Genomic DNA, 22054 nt, shown 5'->3' with positions numbered 1-22054 from the left:
TCCTGCTCCGAATTCGGGCGAGAAGCTACGCGGCCTGTGCACGGCGTTCAAGCCGGGCTGGCGCAATGCTCGCGTGCGGGATCGGTCAGATCTGCCGCATCATGGCGGGGACGATGATGCGGTGGAACGGCATGATGGTCGCGAGATAAACCCTGCCGAGCAGGTTGTGCGTCATCACCAGCGTGGTTGCGGTCACGTCGCGCCGGGGTGCGGCGCCGGACACCTCCACGATCACGCGGAAGTCGAGGTGTTTGTCGTCGAAGCCCGCCACGATGCGCCCAGGCGTCTCGCTGATAACGGGAAAGACGCCGATCGAATCGGCGGCGAGGGCCTTTCCGTGCGACGGCGTCTTGAGGCCGAGCGGCGCGACCACGAGATTCCGCAGGGTCATCAGGCCGCCGATCCATCGCGGCTGACGCTCGAACATCCGCTCCGCTGCCTGCCGTGCGGTGAGAGCATCGTCACTCACCGCGACACGAAAGGCATCGGCGAATTGCGCGCCGGGAAGCAATGTTCTGGCGGCGGCGTCCGGCGCAACGGCGAGGGCGGTCATGTTGCAAGCTCCAGCCGCTGCGTCAGCGTGCGGAAGCGCAGCACGAGCAGGATGGCATAAAGGCCAGTGCCGATGGAGAGGCCGATCCAGACGCCGATGGCGCCGGAACTTGTCCAGAACGCGAGGCCATAGGCCGCCGTGAATCCGATCAGCCAGTAACTGATGGCTGCGAGCAGCAGCGGCACGCGGGTGTCGCTGAGACCGCGCAGCGCACCGGCTGCCACGGTCTGGATGCCGTCCGCGATGAAGAAGGTCGCGCCGACCATCATCAGGGTCGCGGCAAGCTCGACCGCGGCGACACCTTGTTTGGTCTCGCCGAAGAAAAATCCCGCGACCTCGAACCGCACGAGGATCACCGCCAGTGTCATGATGGTCATGAACGCGATGCCGAGCGCGATGGCGACCAGACCCGCGCGCCGGATTGCGGCGGTGTCGCCGCGACCTAAGGCTTGACCGACGCGCACGGTGGCGGCCATGCCGATGCCGAACGGCACCATGAACAGGATGGCGGCGATTTGCAGCGCGATCTGGTGCGCGGCCAGTGCCGTCGTGCTGATCACGCCCATCAGCAGACCGGCGGCGGAGAACAATCCGTATTCAAGCAGGAACGAGACAGCGATCGGTGCGCCGATTACCACAAGCTGCCGCATCAGCGGCCAGTCGATCCGCCAGAACCGCCCGAGCACATGGAATTTCTTGAACGGCCGCCGGCTGTAGGTAAACCACAGCGCCGCCGCGCACATCCCGAAATTCACCGTCGTGGTGGCGACGCCCGCGCCGAGCAGTTCGAGCTTGGGCATGCCCCAGTGGCCGTGGATCAGCGCGTAACCCAGCAGCGCATTGGCTGGGATCGCGGCCAGCGTGATCCACAGGCCCGGCTCCGGCCGGTTGACCGCGCCCATGAAATTGCGGATCGCCATGAAGCACAGCGCAGGCGCCATTCCGGGCGCGAGTCCCAGCAGATAACGCTGCGCGAGGCGGGCATTGTCCGGCGCCTGACCGAGCAGGATCAGGACCTGTTCACCGAACAGCGGCAGCAGCATCATCGGCACGCACAGCAGAAGTGCTGCCCACAGACCGACCCGCAACGCACGGCGGACAGTGCGCGGCTGGCGCGCGCCCAGCGCCTGCGCCGCCAGCGGCGCTACCGCCGACACCAGTCCCATGCCGATCACGAAGGCGACGAAGAACACCGTATGCGCAAGTGCTGCGGCGGCGACGGCATTGTCGCCGAGCCGGCCGATCAACGCGAGATCGGTGGTCATCATGGCGATCTGGCCCAATTGCGTCAGCGCAATCGGCAGCGCGAGCTTGATGGTCTCGACGAACTCGGTCGCTGTCGGATTGCGGACGGAAATCGCCATGCCCGCCCGGGCAGGTTCTGCCTTGTCGAGGATTGTCATGGGAGGTGTCTTAGCACAGCGGCAGGGCCGAAGCGTGACAAGGCGTCCGCATCGATCCGCCGGGCTGGATGCTATTTCGGGCCGCCCTGTTTTTCGGCTGCCCGCCGCAGCGCGTCGGCGAGCGCGCCGCCGCCGGAAGAGGGCTGGGCCGATCCACGGCGTTGAGGCGGGCTGCTGGATTCCATGCGCTTTGGTGCGCGCGTCTCGCTCCGGGCGGTGCGATCGGACTTCGGCCCAATCTCGTCGTCGAGGCGCAGCGTCAGCGCGATCCGTTTGCGCGGAACGTCAACCTCCAGCACCTTGACCCGGACGATGTCGCCCGGCTTCACCACGTCGCGCGGGTCCTTGATGAAGGTGCGCGACATCGCGGAGATATGGACGAGGCCGTCCTGATGCACGCCGACATCGACGAATGCGCCGAACGCGGCCACGTTGGTCACAGCACCCTCCAGCACCATGCCGGGCTTGAGATCGCTCACCTTCTCGATGCCGTCCATGAACACGGCGGCCTTGAAGGCAGGACGCGGATCGCGGCCGGGCTTTTCAAGCTCGCGCAGGATATCGGTGACGGTGGGCAGACCGAAGGTGTCATCGACGAAGGCCTGCGGCTTGATTTGCCGCAGGATCTCCGCGTTGCCGATCAGCGCCTTGATGTCGCTCTTGGTGGCGGCGAGAATCCGGCGCACCACGGGATACGCTTCCGGGTGCACACCCGATGCGTCGAGCGGGTCTTCGCCGTTGCTGATGCGCAGGAAGCCGGCGCACTGCTCGAACGCCTTGGGGCCAAGCCGCGGCACATCCTTCAGCGCCTTGCGTGAGCGGAACGGGCCGTTGGCGTCGCGGTGCTGCACGATGCTTTGGGCAAGGCCTGCACCGATGCCGGAGACGCGCGCCAGCAGCGGCGCGGATGCGGTATTGGCATCGACGCCGACGCCATTCACGCAGTCTTCCACCACGGCATCGAGCGAGCGCGACAGCCGCGTCTCGCCGAGGTCATGCTGGTATTGTCCGACGCCGATGGATTTCGGATCGATCTTGACCAGTTCGGCGAGCGGGTCCTGCAAGCGGCGCGCGATCGACACCGCGCCGCGCAAGGTCACGTCGAGGTCGGGCAGTTCTTCCGACGCGAACGCGGACGCGGAATAAACCGATGCGCCGGCTTCCGACACCACGATCTTGGTCATTTTCAGTTCGGGCAGAAGCTTGACCAGATCGGTGGCCAGCTTGTCGGTTTCGCGCGACGCCGTGCCGTTGCCGATGGCAATCAGTTCGACGCGATGCTCGCGCGCGAGCTTGCCGAGGATGGCCAGCGATTCATCCCAGCGCCGCTGCGGCTCGTGCGGGAAGATCGCCGTCGTTGCCACGACCTTTCCGGTGGCATCGACCACCGCGACCTTCACGCCGGTCCGGTATCCCGGATCGAGGCCCATGGTGACGCGCGCGCCGGCGGGCGCCGCGAGCAGAAGATCGCGCAGGTTCGACGCGAACACGCGCACCGCTTCCTCTTCGGCTGCCGTCCACAGCCGCATGCGAAGATCGATGTTGATGTGAACGAGGATCTTGGTGCGCCAGGCCCAGCGCACGGTCTCGGCCAGCCACTTGTCGCCGGGCCGCCCCTGATCGGAGATGTTGAAGCGCTCCCTGATGCGCAGTTCGTAAGAGGTGACAGCGGGCGGCGTCGGCGAGGGCGGCTCGGGCAGGAATTGCAGGTCGAGCATTTCTTCCTTCTCGCCGCGGAACATCGCGAGAATGCGATGCGACGGCAGCTTGTGCAGCGGCTCGCTGAACTCGAAATAGTCGCTGAACTTCGCGCCTGCTTCCTTCTTGCCGTCACGCAGTTTCGACACCAGCACGCCGTTCGACCATGCCTGCTCGCGCAGTGCGCCGATCAGATCGGCTTCCTCGGCGAAGCGTTCGACCAGAATGGCGCGCGCGCCGTCGAGCGCGGCTGCGGCATCGGCCACCTGCTTGTCGGCGTCGATGAAAGGCGCCGCGACCGTGAGCGGATCGTTGCCGGGCTCGGTGAGCAGCAGATGCGCCAGAGGCTCAAGTCCCGCTTCCTTCGCGATCTCGGCCTTGGTGCGGCGCTTGGGCTTGAACGGCAGGTAGATATCCTCAAGCCGTCCCTTGTTGTCGGCGGCGAGAATCGCGGCCTCTAACGCGGCATCCAGCTTGCCCTGTTCGCGGATCGAATTGAGGATGGTCGTGCGGCGGGCTTCCATGTCGCGCAAGTAGGTCAGGCGCTCTTCCAGCGTGCGCAACTGGGCGTCGTCGAGTGCGCCGGTCACTTCCTTGCGGTAGCGCGCGATGAACGGCACGGTCGAGCCGTCGTCGAGAAGCTTGATCGTGGCATCGACCTGTTGTTCGCGGACGCCGAGTTCATCGGCAATTGTTTGTGAGATTGTCTTGGCCACGCCGAATCCTTTTGAGGTCGCGAATTCTTTTCGATGACAACGCCGACTTCCGGATTGTCACGGGAAGGAAGCGGCTTATGCCCATAGACTGTGGATGCATCAAGAGACGATCGACGCATTAAATCGGAATGTGGAGAAGTTTCAGGCGCGTCGGTAAATTTGATCGTGCGACATAAACGTCGCGTGCACGCGACGCACCTCGATGCAGCCGCATGCAGTCCGTTGTCACAGAACGCGAAGCCGATGTCGCTTACACGTCCACGTTGGCGTCGAGCGAATTGTCCTGGATGAATTCGCGGCGCGGTTCGACCACATCGCCCATCAGCTTGGTAAAGATGTCGTCGGCGGCGTCGACTTCCTTGACCTTCACTTGCAGCAGCGAGCGGGCGTTGACGTCCAGCGTGGTCTCCCACAATTGTTGCGGGTTCATTTCGCCGAGGCCTTTGTAGCGCTGGTAGGCGACGCCCTTGCGGCCGGCGTCGGTGACGGACTCAAACAGGCTGACCGGGCCGTGGATCGGCGTTTCGGTGTCCTTGCGGCGAAGCACGGCGCTGCGCGGATAGGCTTCCTGCAAGCGCGGCGCGTATTCGTCGAGCTTGCGCGCCTCGGCGGAGCCGAGCAGCGCGTCGTCGATCATGGCGACGTCCTTGACGCCGCGCACGGTGCGCTCGAAGAAATAACCTTCGCCTTCCCTGAAAGTACCGACCCAGCCGCGCTCGACCTCGTCGGCCAGCGCATCAAGGCGCTTGGCGATATAGTCTGCGGCCGCGTTGGCGGTTTCGATGTTGCCGACGACATGCGGGCTCAGCACGCCCGCGATGGCCGCCTGCTCGACGACATTGCGGTTGTAGCGGCTGTGCAGGCTGTTCAGGATGCCGCGAATGACGCGCGCGTCCTCCAGCAGAACCTGAAGGTCGCGGCCCTTGCGGTCCTCGCCCGACGCCAGCTTGAGAACGCAGTCATCGAGGCCTGTCTCGATCAGGTAATCCTCCATCGCGCGCTCGTCCTTGAGGTACTGTTCGGACTTGCCGCGCGTCACCTTGAAGAGCGGCGGCTGTGCGATGTAGAGGAAGCCGCCATCGATCAGCTGCGGCATCTGACGGAAGAAGAACGTCAGCAGCAGCGTGCGGATATGCGCGCCGTCGACGTCGGCGTCGGTCATGACGATGATCTTGTGATAGCGCAGCTTCGAGATGTCGAAGTCGTCGCGGCCGATGCCGGTGCCGAGCGCCGTGATCAGCGTGCCGATCTGCTCCGACGACAGCATCTTGTCGAAGCGCGCGCGTTCGACGTTCAGGATCTTGCCGCGCAAGGGCAAGACCGCCTGGAATTCGCGGTTGCGGCCCTGCTTGGCCGAGCCGCCTGCGGAATCGCCCTCGACGATGAAGAGTTCGGACTTGGCCGGATCGCGCTCCTGACAGTCGGCAAGCTTGCCGGGCAGGGAGGCGATGTCGAGCGCGCCCTTGCGGCGGGTCAGGTCACGCGCCTTGCGTGCGGCCTCGCGCGCGGCGGCGGCCTCGATGACCTTGCCGACAATGGTTTTCGCCTCGGACGGATGTTCCTCGAACCACGCGGAGAGTGCGGCGTTCAGCACGTTCTCGACCACGGGACGCACTTCCGAGGACACCAGCTTGTCCTTGGTTTGCGACGAGAACTTCGGGTCCGGCACCTTCACCGACAGAACAGCCGTGAGGCCTTCGCGGCAATCGTCGCCGGTCAGCGCGATCTTTTCCTTCTTCGCCATGGCGTCGGCATAGCCGGTGACCTGACGCGTCAGCGCACCGCGGAAGCCCGCCAGATGTGTGCCGCCGTCGCGCTGGGGAATGTTGTTGGTAAAGCAGAGCACGTTCTCGTGGTAGCTGTCGTTCCACCACATCGCGACTTCGACGGTGATGCCGTTCTGCTCGGCGCGCATCACGATCGGGATCGCCACCACGGGCTTCTTGTTGCGGTCGAGATATTTGACGAACTCCTCGACGCCGCCTTCGTAGAATAGCTCGACGCGCTGCTCGACCGCGTGACGCATGTCGGACAGCAGGATGTTGACGCCGGAATTCAGGAACGCGAGTTCGCGCAGGCGATGCTCAAGCGTGGCGAAATCGTATTCGACATTGGTGAAGGTGTCGGTGGAGGCGAGAAACGTCACCTCGGTGCCGCGCTTGCCGTTGGCGTCGCCGACGATCTCGAGCGGCGCCACCGCGTCGCCGTGCTTGAACTGGATGTAGTGTTCCTTGCCGTCGCGCCAGACACGCAATTCCAGCTTGCTCGACAGCGCGTTGACCACGGACACGCCGACGCCGTGCAGGCCGCCCGAGACCTTGTAGGAGTTCTGGTCGAATTTTCCGCCGGCATGGAGCTGGGTCATGATGACTTCAGCCGCCGAAATGCCTTCGCCCTTGTGAATGGCAGTCGGAATGCCGCGGCCGTCGTCGCGCACCGTCACCGAGTTGTCGGGATTGAGCAGGACCTCGACGCGCGTGGCGTGACCGGCCAGTGCTTCGTCGATCGCGTTGTCGACGACTTCGTACACCATGTGATGCAGGCCCGAGCCGTCATCGGTGTCGCCGATGTACATGCCTGGCCGCTTGCGAACGGCGTCGAGACCCTTCAGCACCCTGATCGATTCAGCGCCGTACTCCGCATCTGGATTGGAAACGGGTTCGGCGCTGGTTTGCCGGGCTGGTTCGGTCATGAGTTGCCTTCAAAGATGGATCGAATCAGGTCGCAGAAAATGCGCCCATGATTGTCAATTTGTGCCACGAAAACGGTCAAGCGCCTAGGGTAAAGTGACGTTTATCAAGCTGTTGAAAATATGGGGTTTTTGGGCTGTTTTTCAAGGCTCCGAAACGGCATTTTCGAGGCTGCTGAAAAGGCCGATTCGCGACTCTTTCGAAGCGCCGTTCAGGGCTGGTTTTTCGGCTCACGTCCGCCGCGTTACCGTTCCCGCTTCGACATTGAAAACATCCGCGCGCGCGCCGATGTCGGTGAACGCCACCGGGTCCGCGCCGGTCATCCAGACCTGCGCGCCGAGGGTTGCGAGCTCGTCGAACAGCGCCGCGCGGCGGTTCGGATCGAGATGCGCGACGATTTCATCGAGTAACAGTAAGGGCGTGATGCCGGTCATCTCGGCCACGAGCGTGGCGTGGGCCAGCACGAGGCCGATCAGCAGCGCTTTCTGTTCGCCGGTGGAGGCGTCGCGCGCAGGCATGTTTTTCGGCGCGTAAATTACCATCAGATCGGTGAGGTGCGGTCCGTTCGTCGTGCGCCCCGCGGCGGCATCTTTGGCGCGGCTTGTGCGCAGCATCTCGCGATAGCGGTCCTCCACGGCGGTGGCGGTCTCGCTGAGCAACGCATTTTCCATCCAGCCGTCGAGCGCGATCAGCGCGGAGGGAAAGGCGGATTGACTGCCGCGCGCGGCCAGCATGGCCGCGAGCCGTTGCAGTGTCTGGCCGCGCTGCGCGGCCACGGCGACAGCGAGTTCCGCGGTCTCGCGCTCGATGGCGTCGCACCAGTGGGCGTCGAAGTTACGGTCTTCCAGCAGCCGGTTGCGCGAGCGCAAGGAGCGATCCAGCGCCGAGACGCGGCTGGAATGCTCAGAGTCGATGGCGAGCACCAGGCGGTCGAAAAACCGCCGCCGCTCCGACGCCGCGCCCATGAACAGGCCGTCCATCGCGGGCGTCAGCCACACCATGCGCAGATGATCGCCGAACGCCGAGGCCGACGTGACCGGCTCGCGGTCGATGCGCACGCGGCGGCTTGAGGCCGCGCCCTCGGAGGCCGGCGCGTCGATGCCGGTGCCGAGGGTGGCGAGGCCGAGTTCGCCTTCCACTTCCGCCGACACTGCCCACGAGCCGTCACCCTGAATATCGGCAACGTCATCGAGCGTGGCGCGGCGCAACCCGCGTCCCGGTGACAGGAATGAGATGGCCTCGAGGCAGTTGGTTTTTCCGGCGCCGTTGGGGCCGACCAGCACGACGACATCGCCGCGCGTCTCCACGCTCGCCGCGCGGTAGTTGCGGAAATGCGTGAGACTGAGGCGCTGGATGCGGGAGACGGTCATGGTGAGCCGTCTTACAGCAGAATGCGGGTTCCTACACCCGCATCGGCATCAAGACGTAGAGCGCGCCCTTGGAATCCTTGTCCTGCACCAGCGTCGGCGAACCGGGATCGGCCAGACGCAACACCGCGACCTCGCCCTCGATCTGGGCTGCGATGTCGAGCAGGTAGCGCGAGTTGAAGCCGATATCGAGCGGATCGGATGCATACTCGACTTCGAGTTCTTCCGTCGCACTGCCCGAGTCCGGATTGGTCACCGACAGGATCAGTTTGCCGGCGGAGAGCGCGAGTTTCACCGCGCGTCCACGTTCGGATGAGATCGTCGAGACGCGGTCGACGGCGGCCTCGAAATCCTTCTTGTCGACGATCAGTTCCTTGTCGTTGTTCTGCGGAATGACGCGGCCGTAGTCCGGGAATGTGCCGTCGATCAGTTTCGAGGTCAGCACCACGTCGCCGATGGTGAAGCGGATCTTGCCCTGTGACAGTTCGATCTTGATTTCCGCCTCGTTGTCCTCGATCAGGCGCTGCACTTCGCCCACGGTCTTGCGCGGCACGATGACGCCCGGCATTCCCTCCGCGCTTTTCGGCAAGGCTAAGTCGACCTGCGCCAGCCGATGGCCGTCGGTCGCCACCGCGCGCAATGTCGCGGCCTTGGCGGTGCCCGCCGCATGGAGGTAGATGCCGTTGAGGTAATAGCGCGTCTCCTCGGTGGAGATCGCGAACTGCGTGCGGTCGATCAGCCGCTTCATGTCGGCGGCGGCCAGGGTGAAGGAATGCGTCATCTCGCCGGCGGCGAGATCCGGGAAATCGCTTTCCGGCAGGGTTTGCAGCGTGAAGCGCGAACGTCCGGCGCGGATCGCGAGCACCGAGCGGTCGCCGTCGCCTTCCAGCACGATCTGCGAGCCGTCGGGCAGCTTGCGCACGATGTCGTAGAACATGTGCGCAGGAACGGTGGTCGATCCGCCGGTGCCGGTCTCGGCCGCGAGCGTTTCGGTGACTTCGAGATCGAGGTCGGTGGCTTTCAGGCTGAGGCGCGACTTGTCGGCGCGGATCAGCACGTTGCCCAATATCGGTATCGTATTGCGGCGTTCCACCACGCGGTGAACATGGCTCAGCGATTTCAGCAGTTGCGCCCGCTCGACGGTAACCTTCATGACAATTCCGCCCGATCCCAATTCTTGAGTTTCAAAGTCTTGAGTTCTGGAGCAAGTCCGGAGCCGCCCGGACAGGTCCACATCGTTATTGGAGGTGCCGGGGGCAGGAGAGCGCGCCCTGGCGACTGAACCCGTAAACCTGCTGAAACAGATGTTTCACCGGGTCCCCGGGGGACCGTAAGGTGGCGCGGTTGAGCCGGAAGCGCAAGGGTGCGAGCCGCCGGAAGGCGGCTTTCCCCCTTTGTTATTGCGGGTTTTTCCAGACCATTTCGCAGGCCTGGCTAAACGCGGTCATTCCTGAAGCTGGCGCTTCAGCAATTCGACCTCGTCGCACAGCGACACGTCCTTGGCGACCAGCGCCTCGATCTTGCGCACCGCATGGAGCACCGTGGTGTGGTCGCGGCCGCCGAACCGGCGTCCGATCTCGGGCAGCGAGCGCAGCGTCAGGGTCTTGGCCAGATACATCGCGACCTGACGCGGGCGAACCACGTTGGCGGTGCGGCGGGACGACAGCAGGTCGGAGCGGCTCACATTGTACTGCCGGGCGACGACACGCTGGATGTCCTCGATCTTGACCCGCTTCGGCTCCATCGGCCGCACCAGATCGCGCACTTCGCGCTCGGCCATTTCCAGCGTCACGGCGGTGGCGTTGAGCTTGCTGTGCGCCAGCAGGCGGTTGATCGCGCCTTCGAGGTCGCGGCCATTATGGGTGATGGTGCGGGCGAGATATTCCAGCACTGGCATCGGCACGTCGAACGTGGCGTGATGCGCCTTCGCGGCGGAGACGCGCGATTTCAGGATTTCGAGCCGCAGCTCCTCGCCGAGCGAACCCATTTCGACCACGAGGCCACCGGCGAGACGCGAGCGCACCCGGTCGTCGAGGCTTTCCAGATCGGACGGCGGCCGGTCGGCGGCGATCACGACCTGACGGCCAGCATCGATCAGCGCATTCAGCGTGTGGCAGAACTCGGACTGCGTCGATTTGCCTTGCAGGAATTGCAGGTCGTCGATCACCAGCACGTCGATGCCGCGCAGCGCTTCCTTGAAGGCGAGCGCCGTCTGCGATTTCAGCGCGGCGACGAAGCCGTACATGAATTTCTCGGCGGTGAGATAAAGCACCTTGCGCTCGCTGCCGGAGTTTCCGGCCGAATTGCCGGCCCAGGTCACTGCCTGCAGCAGATGGGTTTTGCCCAGGCCCACACCGGCATGGATGTAGAGCGGATTGAACATCACGCTGTCGCCGCGGCGGCCTTCGGCGACCTGACGGGCGGCGGCGTGGGCCAGCGTGTTGGAGCGGCCCATGACGAAGGTCGCAAACGTCAGGCGCGGATCGAGCGGCGAGCCGCCGAGCGCATCGTGGCTGGCGGACACCGGTGCGGTGGCGACCGCGCGCAGTTCGCCCGGCGGACGGCTGGTTCCGGCGCCGACGTCGGCGCGGCGCTGGTCCTGCGGCGCCTTGATGTCTTTCACGGGAGGCGCGCAGCGCATCGCGGTGCGCACCGTCAGCTCGACGCGCTTGACGTCGGGAATTTCCGATTGCCAGCAGCTCAGAACACGGTCGGCATAGTGGGCCTGAATCCAGCTCTTGAGGAATTTGGTCGGCACCGTCATGTGGACGCAGTCGTCGTGGATGCGTTCGAGGTCCATGCGGGCAAACCAGCTCGTGTAGAAGTCCTCGCCGACGTTGGTGCGAAGCCGGTCCTTGAAGCGCGCCCACTGGTTGCGTTCGGTATCCGCCAGTTCGATGCTTGCCGGGATGGTCTGTGCCGAGATTGTCATTTGCGTTGTGATCTTCTGATTGAGTTCCGGTCCGGCGCGCTGCGCGCCATGAATTGATGAGGCCGACGCCGACATGCGCTTCTCCCGTCATCCGCGGACGCTCCGCCATCGGCGCTTTCGCCGCGGGCATCGCTGGATTGTGGAGAGGAAGGCGCGTGTGGCGTTAGCGATGACTATGTGGGTAGGGAGGGCCGCAAGGCGCGACCGGCGCGATCACTGAAATGACTTCGCTGAAAAAGAATACGGTAAGATTGCTCAGCCGACGCTGGTTTTTGGACATGAAGTTCCCCCTCCTGCCGCAGGACCGCCGCGGCAAGTTGTTGTCGTCTTGATCTGTTCAGTCTTTTGTTCCGCCCGACCAGTTGACCGGTCAGGCTCTACCCGCTTCGTCTCGCCCGTCGAACCCCGTCTTTACCCGCTGCCTTCCATGCCGGCGGATTCTTCCGCCTGTCCGTTCTCTCGCTTTGTTACGCCGGGCCTGAAATGGTCTGGCGCCGTGTCGGAGAGATTTTCACACAGAGCACCGCTCCCACAAATCACGTGAGCTCGAACCCTGCCATCGCTTGGAAAGCGCCGCTAACTTGCACACCGAAACTGACTTGCATGTCCGCCCAAGGTTCTCAAACCGCGCTGATCAGAAGAGCCGTGGGCGACGCGACGTAATAAGAAATACACGAGGTACGGCGGCTCGCAACGGAATTGATTTTTCATAGCGCGCGCGATGAGCGACTTGGCGCCGATGTGAAACGAACCGCGCCAGGGAACGAAACTGCAAGGTTTTGAATCTGTGCAGAGATTCGACAAGTCGGATAACTGTCACAAATCGACCGGTTGCTAAAACGTCGTTCATAAATAATTTATGATTCACTGCGCGGCGAACGCGTTTTCCAAGTGCTGCTCATCGCTATGCCGATAAGGTCTTCGTCGCGCGAGTTTTTTCGTGATCGGCTGACAAGGGTAACCCGCACGCGCGGTTCGGCGCGGACGCGTCGGCGGGCTTGCTATTTCAAAACACTTTAGGACGTGCGGCTGACGACGCGCGATCGTTGCGCGACGGTGTTGCGAAGTACCTACTCACCGCCGATCGTCATGCATGACAGCGAACGAACGTCACCGGCTGCAGTGCAACGAAAAGAAAAAGCCCGGCGTTTGCCGGGCTTTTGTCGGTAGGCTTTTTCGCGATCGGCTTGCGCGATGCACAGAAGCAGTTGTGCGATCACCCGAACGGATGAGCCGAGCAGTTGCTCAGCCGATTACTTGGCGAGCTTCGCGATCTGGTGCGTGAGGCGCGACACCTTCCGGCTCGCGTTGTTCTTGTGAATGATGTTGCGCTGCGCAGCCTGCATCAGATCCGGCTCGGCCAGCTTCATCGCTTCGAGCGCCGCGTTACGGTCGCCGTTCTTGATGGCTTCCTCGACGTTACGAACCGAGCCGCGCATCTGGGTGCGGCGCGATTTGTTGACGATGGTGCGGCGGGCAATCTTGCGCGTCGCTTTCTTGGCAGAGGTTGTGTTGGCCATGGTCTCTCGGTTTCTCTCGGTCCGTCAGTCCGCGGCTGTCGTCTTGAGCCGCCAGACTGATCAATCGACCGTTCGGCCGATGCAGGGTGAAAACAGGGTGTTCTGTGAAATGTTCTTCACAAAGAACATGTCGTAAAAGATCACGTTCCTAAAGAACATCGGCGGCAGGATTGCGCCCGCCGCCAGTCGGGGTTCTTATAGGGATACTGGTCTGAACCGTCAACGTTTTCCGGACCCATTTTGGGGCTGCCAGAGGGGTTCGAGGGGGCGGCCGGTCCTGACGAAGTACTTGAAATACATCTGAAATGCATGGGGTGAACGATGATCCGCGGGTTTTTTCGTCTGATCGGGCTGTTTCTGCTGGTCATCGGCTTCCTGTCGCTGGTTTACGACGGAGCCCGGACCATTGCCGACCAGACGCTCCGGATCACGCGGCTCGGCGAGTTGTGGAACGACATCAATCAGGCCAGCCAGCAGTCGTTTCAGGCCCTTGTCGAGGGCGTCTCACCACTGCTCTGGAACAGCGTGATGAAGCTGCTGCTCAACCAGCCGGCCTGGGCCGTATTGGGGATTCTGGGCATCGTGCTGATGCTGGTGTTCCGGCCGAGCAAGCCGCTGATCGGCTATTCGCGGAACTGACGCGCCGGTCTTTCAAGGGCGATGCCGGACATATGATGAGCGGGCCGAGTGTAACGTCCTGATACAGGCTGCGTAGAGACATATATAGAGTGAGCCGATCCATAAGGAGTGCGCCATGTTCTTCTCCCGCAAATCCCTTGAAGTGCCGAGCGCCGCCGATGCCCTGCCGGGCCGCGCGACGGAGCTTGCCACCGCAAAAACCCATTTCGTCAACGGCCATGCGATCAAGGGACCTTATCCCGCAGGCCTTGAGACCGCGATTTTCGGTCTTGGCTGTTTCTGGGGCGCAGAGCGCAAGTTCTGGGAAATGGACGGCGTCTACGTGACGGCGGTGGGTTACGCCGGCGGATCGACGCCGAACCCGACCTATGAGGAAACCTGCTCGGGCCGCACCGGCCACACCGAAGCGGTGCTGGTGGTGTTCGATCCGAAGAAGGTGTCCTACGACGCGCTGCTGAAGACGTTCTGGGAAAGTCACAACCCGACCGAAGGAATGCGTCAGGGCAACGACATCGGCACGCAGTACCGCTCGGCGATCTACACCACGAGCGACGCGCAGTTGAAAGCCGCGCTGGCCTCCAAGGACGCCTACAACAAGGCGCTCGCCGCCAAGCGTTATGGCTCGATCACCACCGAGATCGCGCCGGCCGGTCCGTTCTACTTCGCGGAGGATTATCACCAGCAGTATCTGGCGAAGAATCCCGCGGGCTATTGCGGCCTCGGTGGAACCGGCGTGTCGTGCCCGATCGGAGTGGGTGTGAACGCGTAATGCGAGGCGGCAAAGTCCCGCTTACCCTTTGTTAACCATAACTGCCGCAAACCGGGCCTGTCTCTCACAAGAGGACAGGCCCGGAGCGTTTCATGCGTGCGTCGCGGTTGTCGCTGATCGCTGTCGTTGTTGCTGCGCTGGCCGTGTCCGGCTGCATGCGCACGTCCGCCTATGTCACGACAGGCGCAGCACCCGTGGACGAGCCTTATCGTCTCGATGCCGGCGACAAGCTGCGCGTCGTCGTCTTCGGTCAGGACGGTCTCACCAACACCTACACGGTCGGCGCCGGCGGTTCGATCACCATGCCGCTGATCGGATCGGTCCCCGCGCGCGGTCTGACGCCGGCCGAACTCGCGGCCGCCATCACCGGGCGTTTGAAGAAGGGCTATCTGCGCGAGCCGTACGTGGCGGCGGAAGTCGAGAGCTACCGGCCGTTCTTCATCCTCGGCGAAGTGGCCGCACCCGGCCAGTATCCCTACGTGCCGCGGCTGACGGTGGAGAGCGCGGTGGCGATCGCCGGCGGCTTCACGCCGCGCGCCGAGCGCAGCGGCATCAGGTTGACAAGAGTCGGCGAAGCCGGAGCCGCGCAGGCCATCGTGCCGCCCGGCACGCTTCTCAGGCCCGGCGATACCATCGTTGTCGCCGAGCGGTGGTTCTAGGTCACGCCTTCAGATTTTTCGCGAAGAACGCAAGCGTCCGCTGCCAGGCGAGACCCGCACTCGGCTTGTCGTAGCTGGCGCGTTCGTCGCAGTTGAAGCCGTGTTGCGCGCCCGGATAGACCAGCACCTCGACATCCGGCCGCTTTGTCTTGATGGTCTCGACGTCGGTCAGTGGAATGCCGCTGTCCTTCTCGCCGAAGTGCAATTGCGTCGGCACAGCCGGTTTGTCGCCGGCGAAGCGCACCACGGCGCCGCCGTAATACCCCACTGCTGCGCGGAGGCCGGAGAGCTTGGTCGCCGCCGCATAGGCGACACTGCCGCCGAGACAAAAACCGACGATGCCGACAGGCCCGATATTTTTCACCGCATCGATGGCCGCCTGCGTGTCGCGCAGCATCGCCGGCCAGTCCGGCGCGGCGACGAATTTCCGCGCCACCGCCACCTCATCGGGCGAATACCCGGACTGGAAGTTCGGTTCGATGCGGTCGAAGATTGCGGGCGCAATCGCAACGTAACCCTCGTTCGCCAGACGGTCGCAGATGTTGCGGATGTGCGAGTTGACCCCGAAAATTTCCTGGATCACCACAACCGCGGCTTTCGGCGCGGACGCGGGATCGGCGCGATAGCCGCCGAGCTTGAATCCGTCCGACGCGGTCAATGTCACAGTCTGTCCCATCAGGACGCCCTTCCATGTTGCTCTGGAATTGAGAGGGGATGCGGAGAAGGCCTGTCTACTGCCACATCCAGTTGCGGCTCCAGTCGGCCTTCCAGCCGGTGAGGCGGCCGCCGCGGAATTGCAGATAGAGCGGGTCGTCGCGGAACGACCATCGGGCCCCGACATTGCGGATCACGACGAAGATTTCGTTGCCCGGCCGCCCGCTGACATAGCTCAGCGGTTGCCCGAGCGCGAAGGCTGCATCCTCCGCGCTCATGCCGAACACCAGCGGCGTGTGGTTGGACAGCGTTGTCGTGAACGGCGAGGGCGACAACTGCCCGGCATGCACAGGGCCATGCGCAATGGCGAGGGCGACAAGCGCTGTGAAGGCAAGTAGTTTCATGGTCAAAGTGTTCTTCGATTTGCCGGTCAAGGCAAGCCGAAAGACAAATCAAAAGAGCGGGTGAGGATCAATTTTTTGTCGACATTGCGGATAGGTGCGGGATCGGCGTGGTGGGGCGACCGCATCGAGCCGGCGAAACTCAACGCCGAGCGGGGCGATCTCGATTATCTCTGTTTCGAGACCATGGCGGAGGCGACCGTGTCCGCAGCGCAGGTGCGCAAGCGCCGCGATCCGTCGTTCCCCGGCTACGACACCTATCTCGACGACCGCATGAAGGCCGTGCTGCCGGGATGTCTCGCGCGCGGCACGAAGATCATCAGCAATCAGGGTTGGATCAATCCGGACGGCGCGGCGCAGCGCATCGTCGAACTGCTGCGCGAGCACGGCGCAAAGGGAAAGAAAGTCGCCGCCGTCTCCGGCAGCCTCATCACCGACCGGATCGCCGCGTTCGGCGGCACCATTCTGGAAAACGGCGCGCCCGTTAGCTCCATCGCGGCCGATCTGATTTCGGCGGAAGCCTATCTCGGCGCGGAGCCGATTGTGGAAGCCTTGCGTCAGGGCGCGGACATCGTCGTCACCGGGCGCGTCGCGGACCCGTCACTGTTTCTCGCGCCGATGATGCACGAATTCGGCTGGCGCGCGGATGACTTCGCGAAACTTGGCGCGGGCAGCGGCCTCGGTCATCTGCTGGAATGCGGCGCGCAGGTCACCGGCGGCTATTTCGCCGATCCCGGTTTCAAGGACGTGCCGAACCCGTGGGATCTCGCGTTCCCCATCGCGGAAGTCGAGAGCGATGGCAGCGCGGTGATCGCGAAAGTCGCCGGCACCGGCGGCGCGATCAACGCCATGACCGTGAAGGAGCAGATGCTCTACGAGGTGCACGATCCGGCGAATTACATCACGCCGGATGTGGTGGTGGATTTCACCACCGCGCGCCTGGAGGAGATCGGTCCGGACCGGATGCGCGTGACCCACATCGGCGGCAAGCCGCGCACGCCGACGCTGAAAGTCTCGATGGGCTGCATGGAAGGCTTCATCGGCGAGGACATGTTCTTCTATGCAGGGCCGGGCGCGCTGCGCCGTGCGAAACTTGCGAAACAGATTCTCGAGGAGCGGTTTCGCATCGTGGGCCTCAAGGCCGACGACCTGCGGATCGATTTTCTCGGTCTCAACGCCATTCACGGCGATGCGACGCCGCCCGATGCGCCGGAGCCCTATGAAGTGGCGGTGCGCGTGGCGGCCCGCTGCAGGACGCGCGATGAGGCGCTGAAGGTCGGACGCGAGATCGACGGCATGGCGGTGTCGGGCGTCGCCATGACCGGCAAGCGCGTGCCGCATCAGGATCGTGCCCGCGAAATTATCGGCGTGTGGTCGACGCTGGTGCCGCGCGAAAAAGTGCCGCCCGTCATCACGTGGTATGAGAGCTAGAGCCATGCTGATCAAACTGGAACGCGTGGCGCATGTGCGCTCCGGCGACAAGGGCAACACCTCGAACATCGCGGTGATCGCCTATCGCGACGAATTCTATCCCTTGCTGAAGCAGCAGTTGACCGCCGCGCGTTTCAAGGCGTTCTATCGCGGCGCGATCAAGGGCGAGGTCACGCGCTTTGAGGCCGACAATCTCGCGGCGCTGAATTTCGTGGCGGAGGGCGCGCTCGGCGGCGGCGTGTCGCGCAGCCTCAGTCTCGATAACTACGGCAAGGCGCTGTCGGCGGCGATCCTCGGGTTCGAGATCGAGGTGCCGGAGCAATACGGCAATCTGCTGCGCGGCGCATAAACTTCGACCCGGATCGAAACAATAAACGGCGCCGGCAGGTTAATGTCGCCGCGAAATGAAAGTGGCCTCTCTCCCATGACACTCGCAATCGAGACGCCACGTCCGCGCACCGCGGTCAATCTGGCTTTGCTGCTGGCGCTGGCGACGCTGTGGGGCGCGGCGTTCACCCTGATCAAGGTCGGCGTCGCCACCATTCCGCCGGTGACGTTGATCGCCGGGCGCACGCTGATCGCAGGGATCATCCTGCTGGCGATTATGAATGTGCGCGGCATTCCGATGCCGCGGGATCCGGCGGTGTGGAAGCGCTTCATGATCCAGGCCTGCCTCAACAGCGTAGTCCCCTTCATCCTGATTGCGTGGGCGGTGCGATATGTCGATGCGGGGCTGGCAACGATCCTCGGCTCGAACTCGCCGATCTTCGCCTTCCTGCTGGCGATGCTGTTCGTCCGTCACGAGCGTCCGACGTTACGGCAGTCGCTGGGGGTCGCCGCCGGGCTTGCCGGCATTTGCCTTGTCATCGGTGTCAACGCGCTCGGCGGACTTGGACGGGATGTCGTCGCGCAGCTGGCTCTGGTTCTCGCCTGTGTGCTCTACGGCGCGGCGGCGCTGTTCGGACGCAACTTCACCGGGCTTGATCCGATCGTGCCGGCGGCAGGATCGCTGATCTGCGGCGGAGTCCTCCTGACGCCGCTCAGTCTGGCCATCGATCAGCCGTGGACGCTGTCGCCGTCGGCCGATTCCATCGCGGCGCTGATCGTGCTTGCGGTGTTCTCGACCGCGATGGCGTTCGTGATTTATTTCAAACTGATCCAGGCGCTCGGCGCGGTCGGCGCCACCGCGCAGGCTTACCTGCGCGTGCCGATCGGGGTCGCGCTCGGCGTGGTATTTCTGGGTGAAAAGCTGTCGCCCACGGTCTGGATCGGGCTGGTCTGCGTTGTGGTCGGCATCGCTGCCATGACGATCCCGTCGCGCCGGCCTGATGTCACATGATGCAGGGTCATTGACGCTGCGACGCACCTCCCGCAATCTGCCGGGATGGCGGACAAATCCCCAGACAGCAAACGTTCGCGGACGCGGCCGAATCTGGAGAAGGCGCTGCTGCCGATCCTGATCTTCGCGCCGTCGGTGACCGTGCTGTGCTGGACCGCGGCATGGATCTTCCGCGGCGAGTTCATCTTCAAGGCGACGCTGATCGGGCTCGGCTGCTTTGCCATCGTGATCGGGGCGGTGGCCTGCCTTCTGGTGCTGCTGAGGCGGCTCGACGGCTAAATCATTTCCTTGATGATTTCCTCGGCTGTTTCTTCGGTTGTTTCGCCGACGGCTGTTTCGACGGCTTCGATCTGCGCGCGGCCATCTTCGCGCTTCGGCGCAGGGCGTCCTTGAGGTCTTTCGGCACGCCGTGTTTCTTCAGGAGATCGGCGAAGGATTCATCGGCCAGTTCCTGAAGTGTCGCCATCCGGTCGCGGCCAAGCTGCACCAGCGCCTGCCAGGTCTCGTCGTCGAACTCGATCACCTTGCGCATCTGCCGTGGCCCCCTGTTTCGTAAGCGTTCGTCGCGGTCATCCAAGCCTATCGTACCACGAGGACGGCCACGAACAGCGCGCTTGCAGCGGCGCCGCGGTCTTCGTATCCCTGCCTTGCGCGCGCGTTCACTCATTCGTTGCTTGACGCCCGGGGGCGGCGAAGGTCCGCTTGGGTGCGGATCAAACTGGTCTCCGGACATCGAAAGCAATGAGCACGCGAAACATCGGTTGGGTGGCTGCGGCGGCTGCAATCGTCTGGACGTTCAGCGTGGGGCCGATGGCCGCGCAGCAATATCCATTCTGCCGGAAAACCGAAGCGGGCGCCGGCGATTGCCGATACGATACACTCGAGCAGTGCCAGGCGGCGATCTCCGGCACGGCTGGCTTTTGCCAGCCGAATTACTTTCTTCCGCCGGCCGGTCAGACCGCGCCGCGGCGTCGTGTGCGACAGTCCTGAAGCGATCATAAACTCAATTCGATGCGGCCGCGGCGAGCGTGAATCCGCTGCGTGACATGTGCGCGCATTGCGTTATCCCCGTCATCAACACCGGCACGATGCATTAGGCTGAATTTTTCCTTAACGCGCCCGGATCAGCCATGCGGAATGATGCCATTGTCGGGACTTGCGCGACGCGTCTCCACGCGCGGTGTCACGGCACCGGAGGCTGCGGGTTGCAATCCCGGCTGCGCCATCTTACTCAACCGCAGTTCCTGCATGCGCCAACGGAGGCGAGTGCGCGTTTCGCATTGAAGGAAGTTCAGGAACGATGACCTCGCGGTTCGTCAGTCAAGTCGGAGTTCTCCTGCAATGGGTCAAGCGTCAGGTCGCACGGCATGCGCCGTGTGGCGGTGACCGCAGCCTGCGCCGCAAGCTATCGATCGGCACGGGAATCGTATTCGTCTGCACCGCGATCCTTGCCGTCAGCCTGATTGGCCGCTCGTTCGACGATTATCGCCGCGCCGGGCATAATCTTCGCGGGCTGGAGAGCTATCGGCTCATTCTCGCCGCCGCCAATCTTCTGTCGGCCGAACGCGGCCCGACCAACAGCGTGCTGGGCGATACCGGCGTCACGCATGGGGAACTGCGTGAACGGCTCACCGCATTCCGCGCCCGCTCCGACGCCATTCTCGATCAGTTGTCCGCGCGGTCGGGTGCGGGCGTGCCGCCGGAGTTGCTCGCGCCGGTGCGCGCGCAGCTTCTGGAAGGGCGGCGGGAGGTGGATCGCGTCGCGTCGATTCCGCGTAATCGCCGCGGCGTCGATGACGTGCAGTCGGTGATCGAGAGCATGTTCCGGATCGTCGATCGTTTCCAGTCCGTGGTGGCCTGGAAGGCCGGGGCGTTGACGGCGTCGAATCCCGCGCTGGCGGGTTCGGTGATGACCGGCCGGATCCTGAGCGAACTGCGCGAGTACGGCGGCAGGATTGCATCGCAGGTCATGGCGCCAATCGCCGTCGGCAAGCCGATGCAGCTGAAACACTTCATCGACAGCAACCGGACCCGCGGCCGCATTCTCGAATTGTGGAATCTCGCCGGCGACAACAGCCTCGCGGGAAGCGACGATCCGCGGCTGGCGGCGAACCTGCGCGATGCCGAGCAGATGTTTTTCGGCGAAGGCCTCAGCATCGTTGACAGACTGATCGAGGAAGGCCGTTACTCCGGCGATTATTCGATGTCGGCGGATGAGTTCACGGTCCGCTTCGTCGAGACACTGGCGCCGCTGGAGCGCCTGCGCGGCGCGTTTCTCGACATCGCGATCGAACGCCTGACCGAAACCCGCAACAGCGCGCTCACGACCCTTGCTGTGACCGTGGCGGTGGCGGCGACCATTCTCGGAATCCTGATTGGCCTGATGATCGCGGCGCAGCGCTTCGTGTTCGGTCCGCTGATGCGCGCGCAGGATGCGGTGATCGCACTGGCGGAGGACCGCCCCACGGTGTTCCGTCCGGAGCGTCATCACGCGACCGAGATGCGCCGCCTGTTCGACGCCATCTGGATATTGCGCAACAGTATCGTCGAGCGCGCGTCGCTCACGAAGCAGCTCAAGCAGCAGGCGGAGACCGATGGCCTCACCGGCCTGATGAATCGCCGCGCGCTGGACATGATCGGCGAAAGCCACACCAGTAGCCGGATGATGGCCGATGGCGCATGCCTGATCTTGCTCGACATCGACCATTTCAAGTCCATCAACGACCGGTATGGCCATCTCGAAGGCGACCATGTGCTGAAGGAAAGCGTGCGGCTGCTGCATGCGATGCTCGGCGCGAACGACATCTTCGCGCGCTTCGGCGGCGAGGAGTTCGTGATTCTCACGCCCGGCCGCGATCTCGACGCAGCGATGGCGCTGGCGGAACGAATCCGGCGCGCGCTGGAGGCGAACAAAATCGAGTTGTCCACCGGGACAGGGCTGACGGTCACGGCGAGTTTCGGCGTCGCCAGGGGACGCCTCGGACAGGTCGCATGGCGGCGGCTGGTCGAGGCCGCGGACGCGGCGCTCTACCGCGCCAAATCCGACGGCCGCAATTGCGTGCGCTGCGCGCGAAGCGGGTCCCCGCCGCTCGTGCCGGTATTGCCCGACGGGCTGGACATCGGTGCGCCCGCGCGAAAGTCCGCCGGTTCACGCTGAACGCGCTACAGGCGCCAGCGACCTGTCGCCGCGTCGAGGCGGCAGGCGGTGTTTTTGTGTTGAGCGGGCAGGAACAAGAACCGTGATCGGGGCTTTGGTTTTGCGGAGAAACCACAAGGAGGACCC

The 22054-nt window shown here is 63.9% G+C and carries 20 protein-coding genes; 9 read left to right on the top strand and 11 right to left on the bottom strand.

All coding sequences use genetic code 11. The features are described from left to right. Positions 1–85: 85 nt before the first annotated feature. From AC1RKJ_RS12340 to rpsT, 8 genes are all read right to left on the bottom strand, one after another. Positions 86–553 (bottom strand): DUF2867 domain-containing protein, encoded by a 468-nt coding sequence (locus tag AC1RKJ_RS12340; RefSeq protein ID WP_492791244.1) that lies wholly within the window; start codon positions 551–553, stop codon positions 86–88. Beyond that, the gene (locus tag AC1RKJ_RS12335) at positions 550–1956 is read right to left on the bottom strand and encodes an MATE family efflux transporter (protein WP_492791243.1); all 1407 of its coding nucleotides are present in this window, start codon (positions 1954–1956) and stop codon (positions 550–552) included. The genes AC1RKJ_RS12340 and AC1RKJ_RS12335 overlap by 4 nt, the downstream gene beginning before the upstream one ends. Positions 1957–2027: 71 nt before the next feature. Beyond that, positions 2028–4370, bottom strand: coding sequence for a Tex family protein (locus AC1RKJ_RS12330; protein WP_492791242.1), 2343 nt, complete (start codon positions 4368–4370; stop codon positions 2028–2030). Between the two features lie 250 nt (positions 4371–4620). After that, the gene (gyrB, locus tag AC1RKJ_RS12325; RefSeq protein ID WP_492791241.1) at positions 4621–7062 is read right to left on the bottom strand and encodes a DNA topoisomerase (ATP-hydrolyzing) subunit B; all 2442 of its coding nucleotides are present in this window, start codon (positions 7060–7062) and stop codon (positions 4621–4623) included. A 228-nt stretch (positions 7063–7290) separates the two neighbouring features. Then, positions 7291–8430: a DNA replication/repair protein RecF gene (recF, locus tag AC1RKJ_RS12320; RefSeq protein WP_492791240.1), complete on the bottom strand. Its 1140-nt coding sequence runs from the start codon at positions 8428–8430 to the stop codon at positions 7291–7293. 31 nt (positions 8431–8461) lie between these two features. Then, positions 8462–9580 (bottom strand): DNA polymerase III subunit beta, encoded by a 1119-nt coding sequence (dnaN, locus tag AC1RKJ_RS12315; protein WP_492791239.1) that lies wholly within the window; start codon positions 9578–9580, stop codon positions 8462–8464. A 291-nt stretch (positions 9581–9871) separates the two neighbouring features. Continuing rightward, entirely contained in the window at positions 9872–11359 is a 1488-nt protein-coding gene (dnaA, locus tag AC1RKJ_RS12310) for a chromosomal replication initiator protein DnaA (RefSeq protein WP_492792726.1), read from the bottom strand. 1253 nt (positions 11360–12612) lie between these two features. Then, the gene (gene rpsT, locus AC1RKJ_RS12305; RefSeq protein WP_492791238.1) at positions 12613–12879 is read right to left on the bottom strand and encodes a 30S ribosomal protein S20; all 267 of its coding nucleotides are present in this window, start codon (positions 12877–12879) and stop codon (positions 12613–12615) included. Positions 12880–13200: 321 nt separating this feature from the next. Between rpsT and AC1RKJ_RS12300 the strand changes: the two genes are divergently transcribed. From AC1RKJ_RS12300 to AC1RKJ_RS12290, 3 genes are all read left to right on the top strand, one after another. Then, positions 13201–13518, top strand: coding sequence for a hypothetical protein (locus tag AC1RKJ_RS12300; RefSeq protein ID WP_492791237.1), 318 nt, complete (start codon positions 13201–13203; stop codon positions 13516–13518). 115 nt (positions 13519–13633) lie between these two features. After that, a complete protein-coding gene (msrA, locus tag AC1RKJ_RS12295) occupies positions 13634–14287 on the top strand; it encodes a peptide-methionine (S)-S-oxide reductase MsrA (protein WP_492791236.1) in 654 nt (217 codons plus the stop codon). Positions 14288–14379: 92 nt separating this feature from the next. After that, positions 14380–14946 carry a polysaccharide biosynthesis/export family protein gene (locus AC1RKJ_RS12290; RefSeq protein ID WP_492791235.1) on the top strand — a complete coding sequence of 189 codons (567 nt, stop codon included), beginning with the start codon at positions 14380–14382 and terminating at the stop codon, positions 14944–14946. A 1-nt stretch (position 14947) separates the two neighbouring features. On the opposite strand, the gene AC1RKJ_RS12285 is transcribed toward AC1RKJ_RS12290, so the two are convergent. After that, a complete protein-coding gene (locus AC1RKJ_RS12285; protein ID WP_492791234.1) occupies positions 14948–15622 on the bottom strand; it encodes a dienelactone hydrolase family protein in 675 nt (224 codons plus the stop codon). A gap of 55 nt (positions 15623–15677) precedes the next feature. Further along, the gene (locus AC1RKJ_RS12280; RefSeq protein ID WP_492791233.1) at positions 15678–16004 is read right to left on the bottom strand and encodes a hypothetical protein; all 327 of its coding nucleotides are present in this window, start codon (positions 16002–16004) and stop codon (positions 15678–15680) included. A 75-nt stretch (positions 16005–16079) separates the two neighbouring features. Between AC1RKJ_RS12280 and AC1RKJ_RS12275 the strand changes: the two genes are divergently transcribed. The 4 genes from AC1RKJ_RS12275 to AC1RKJ_RS12260 all read left to right on the top strand — a co-directional run bounded on the left by AC1RKJ_RS12275 (position 16080) and on the right by AC1RKJ_RS12260 (position 19050). After that, complete coding sequence (locus tag AC1RKJ_RS12275; RefSeq protein ID WP_492791232.1) at positions 16080–17432, top strand: acyclic terpene utilization AtuA family protein; 1353 nt, start codon at positions 16080–16082, stop codon at positions 17430–17432. A gap of 4 nt (positions 17433–17436) precedes the next feature. Next, positions 17437–17781: an AtuA-related protein gene (locus AC1RKJ_RS12270; RefSeq protein WP_492791231.1), complete on the top strand. Its 345-nt coding sequence runs from the start codon at positions 17437–17439 to the stop codon at positions 17779–17781. Positions 17782–17856: 75 nt separating this feature from the next. Beyond that, a complete protein-coding gene (locus AC1RKJ_RS12265; protein WP_492791230.1) occupies positions 17857–18771 on the top strand; it encodes a DMT family transporter in 915 nt (304 codons plus the stop codon). A gap of 45 nt (positions 18772–18816) precedes the next feature. Beyond that, the gene (locus tag AC1RKJ_RS12260; protein ID WP_492791229.1) at positions 18817–19050 is read left to right on the top strand and encodes a hypothetical protein; all 234 of its coding nucleotides are present in this window, start codon (positions 18817–18819) and stop codon (positions 19048–19050) included. A 1-nt stretch (position 19051) separates the two neighbouring features. Here the strand turns inward: AC1RKJ_RS12260 and AC1RKJ_RS12255 are convergent, their stop codons facing one another. Next, positions 19052–19303: a hypothetical protein gene (locus tag AC1RKJ_RS12255; RefSeq protein WP_492791228.1), complete on the bottom strand. Its 252-nt coding sequence runs from the start codon at positions 19301–19303 to the stop codon at positions 19052–19054. A gap of 209 nt (positions 19304–19512) precedes the next feature. Here AC1RKJ_RS12255 and AC1RKJ_RS12250 point away from each other — a divergent pair, with 209 nt between their 5' ends. Next, positions 19513–19761 (top strand): DUF3551 domain-containing protein, encoded by a 249-nt coding sequence (locus AC1RKJ_RS12250; protein ID WP_492791227.1) that lies wholly within the window; start codon positions 19513–19515, stop codon positions 19759–19761. 310 nt (positions 19762–20071) lie between these two features. Beyond that, complete coding sequence (locus AC1RKJ_RS12245) at positions 20072–21928, top strand: GGDEF domain-containing protein (RefSeq protein ID WP_492791226.1); 1857 nt, start codon at positions 20072–20074, stop codon at positions 21926–21928. Positions 21929–22054 lie beyond the last annotated feature (126 nt).

The organism is Afipia sp. GW822-FHT04G07, from assembly GCF_058800765.1.
Note: the sequence above shows the minus strand (reverse complement) of the source record. Positions and strands in the feature narration are given on the sequence as shown.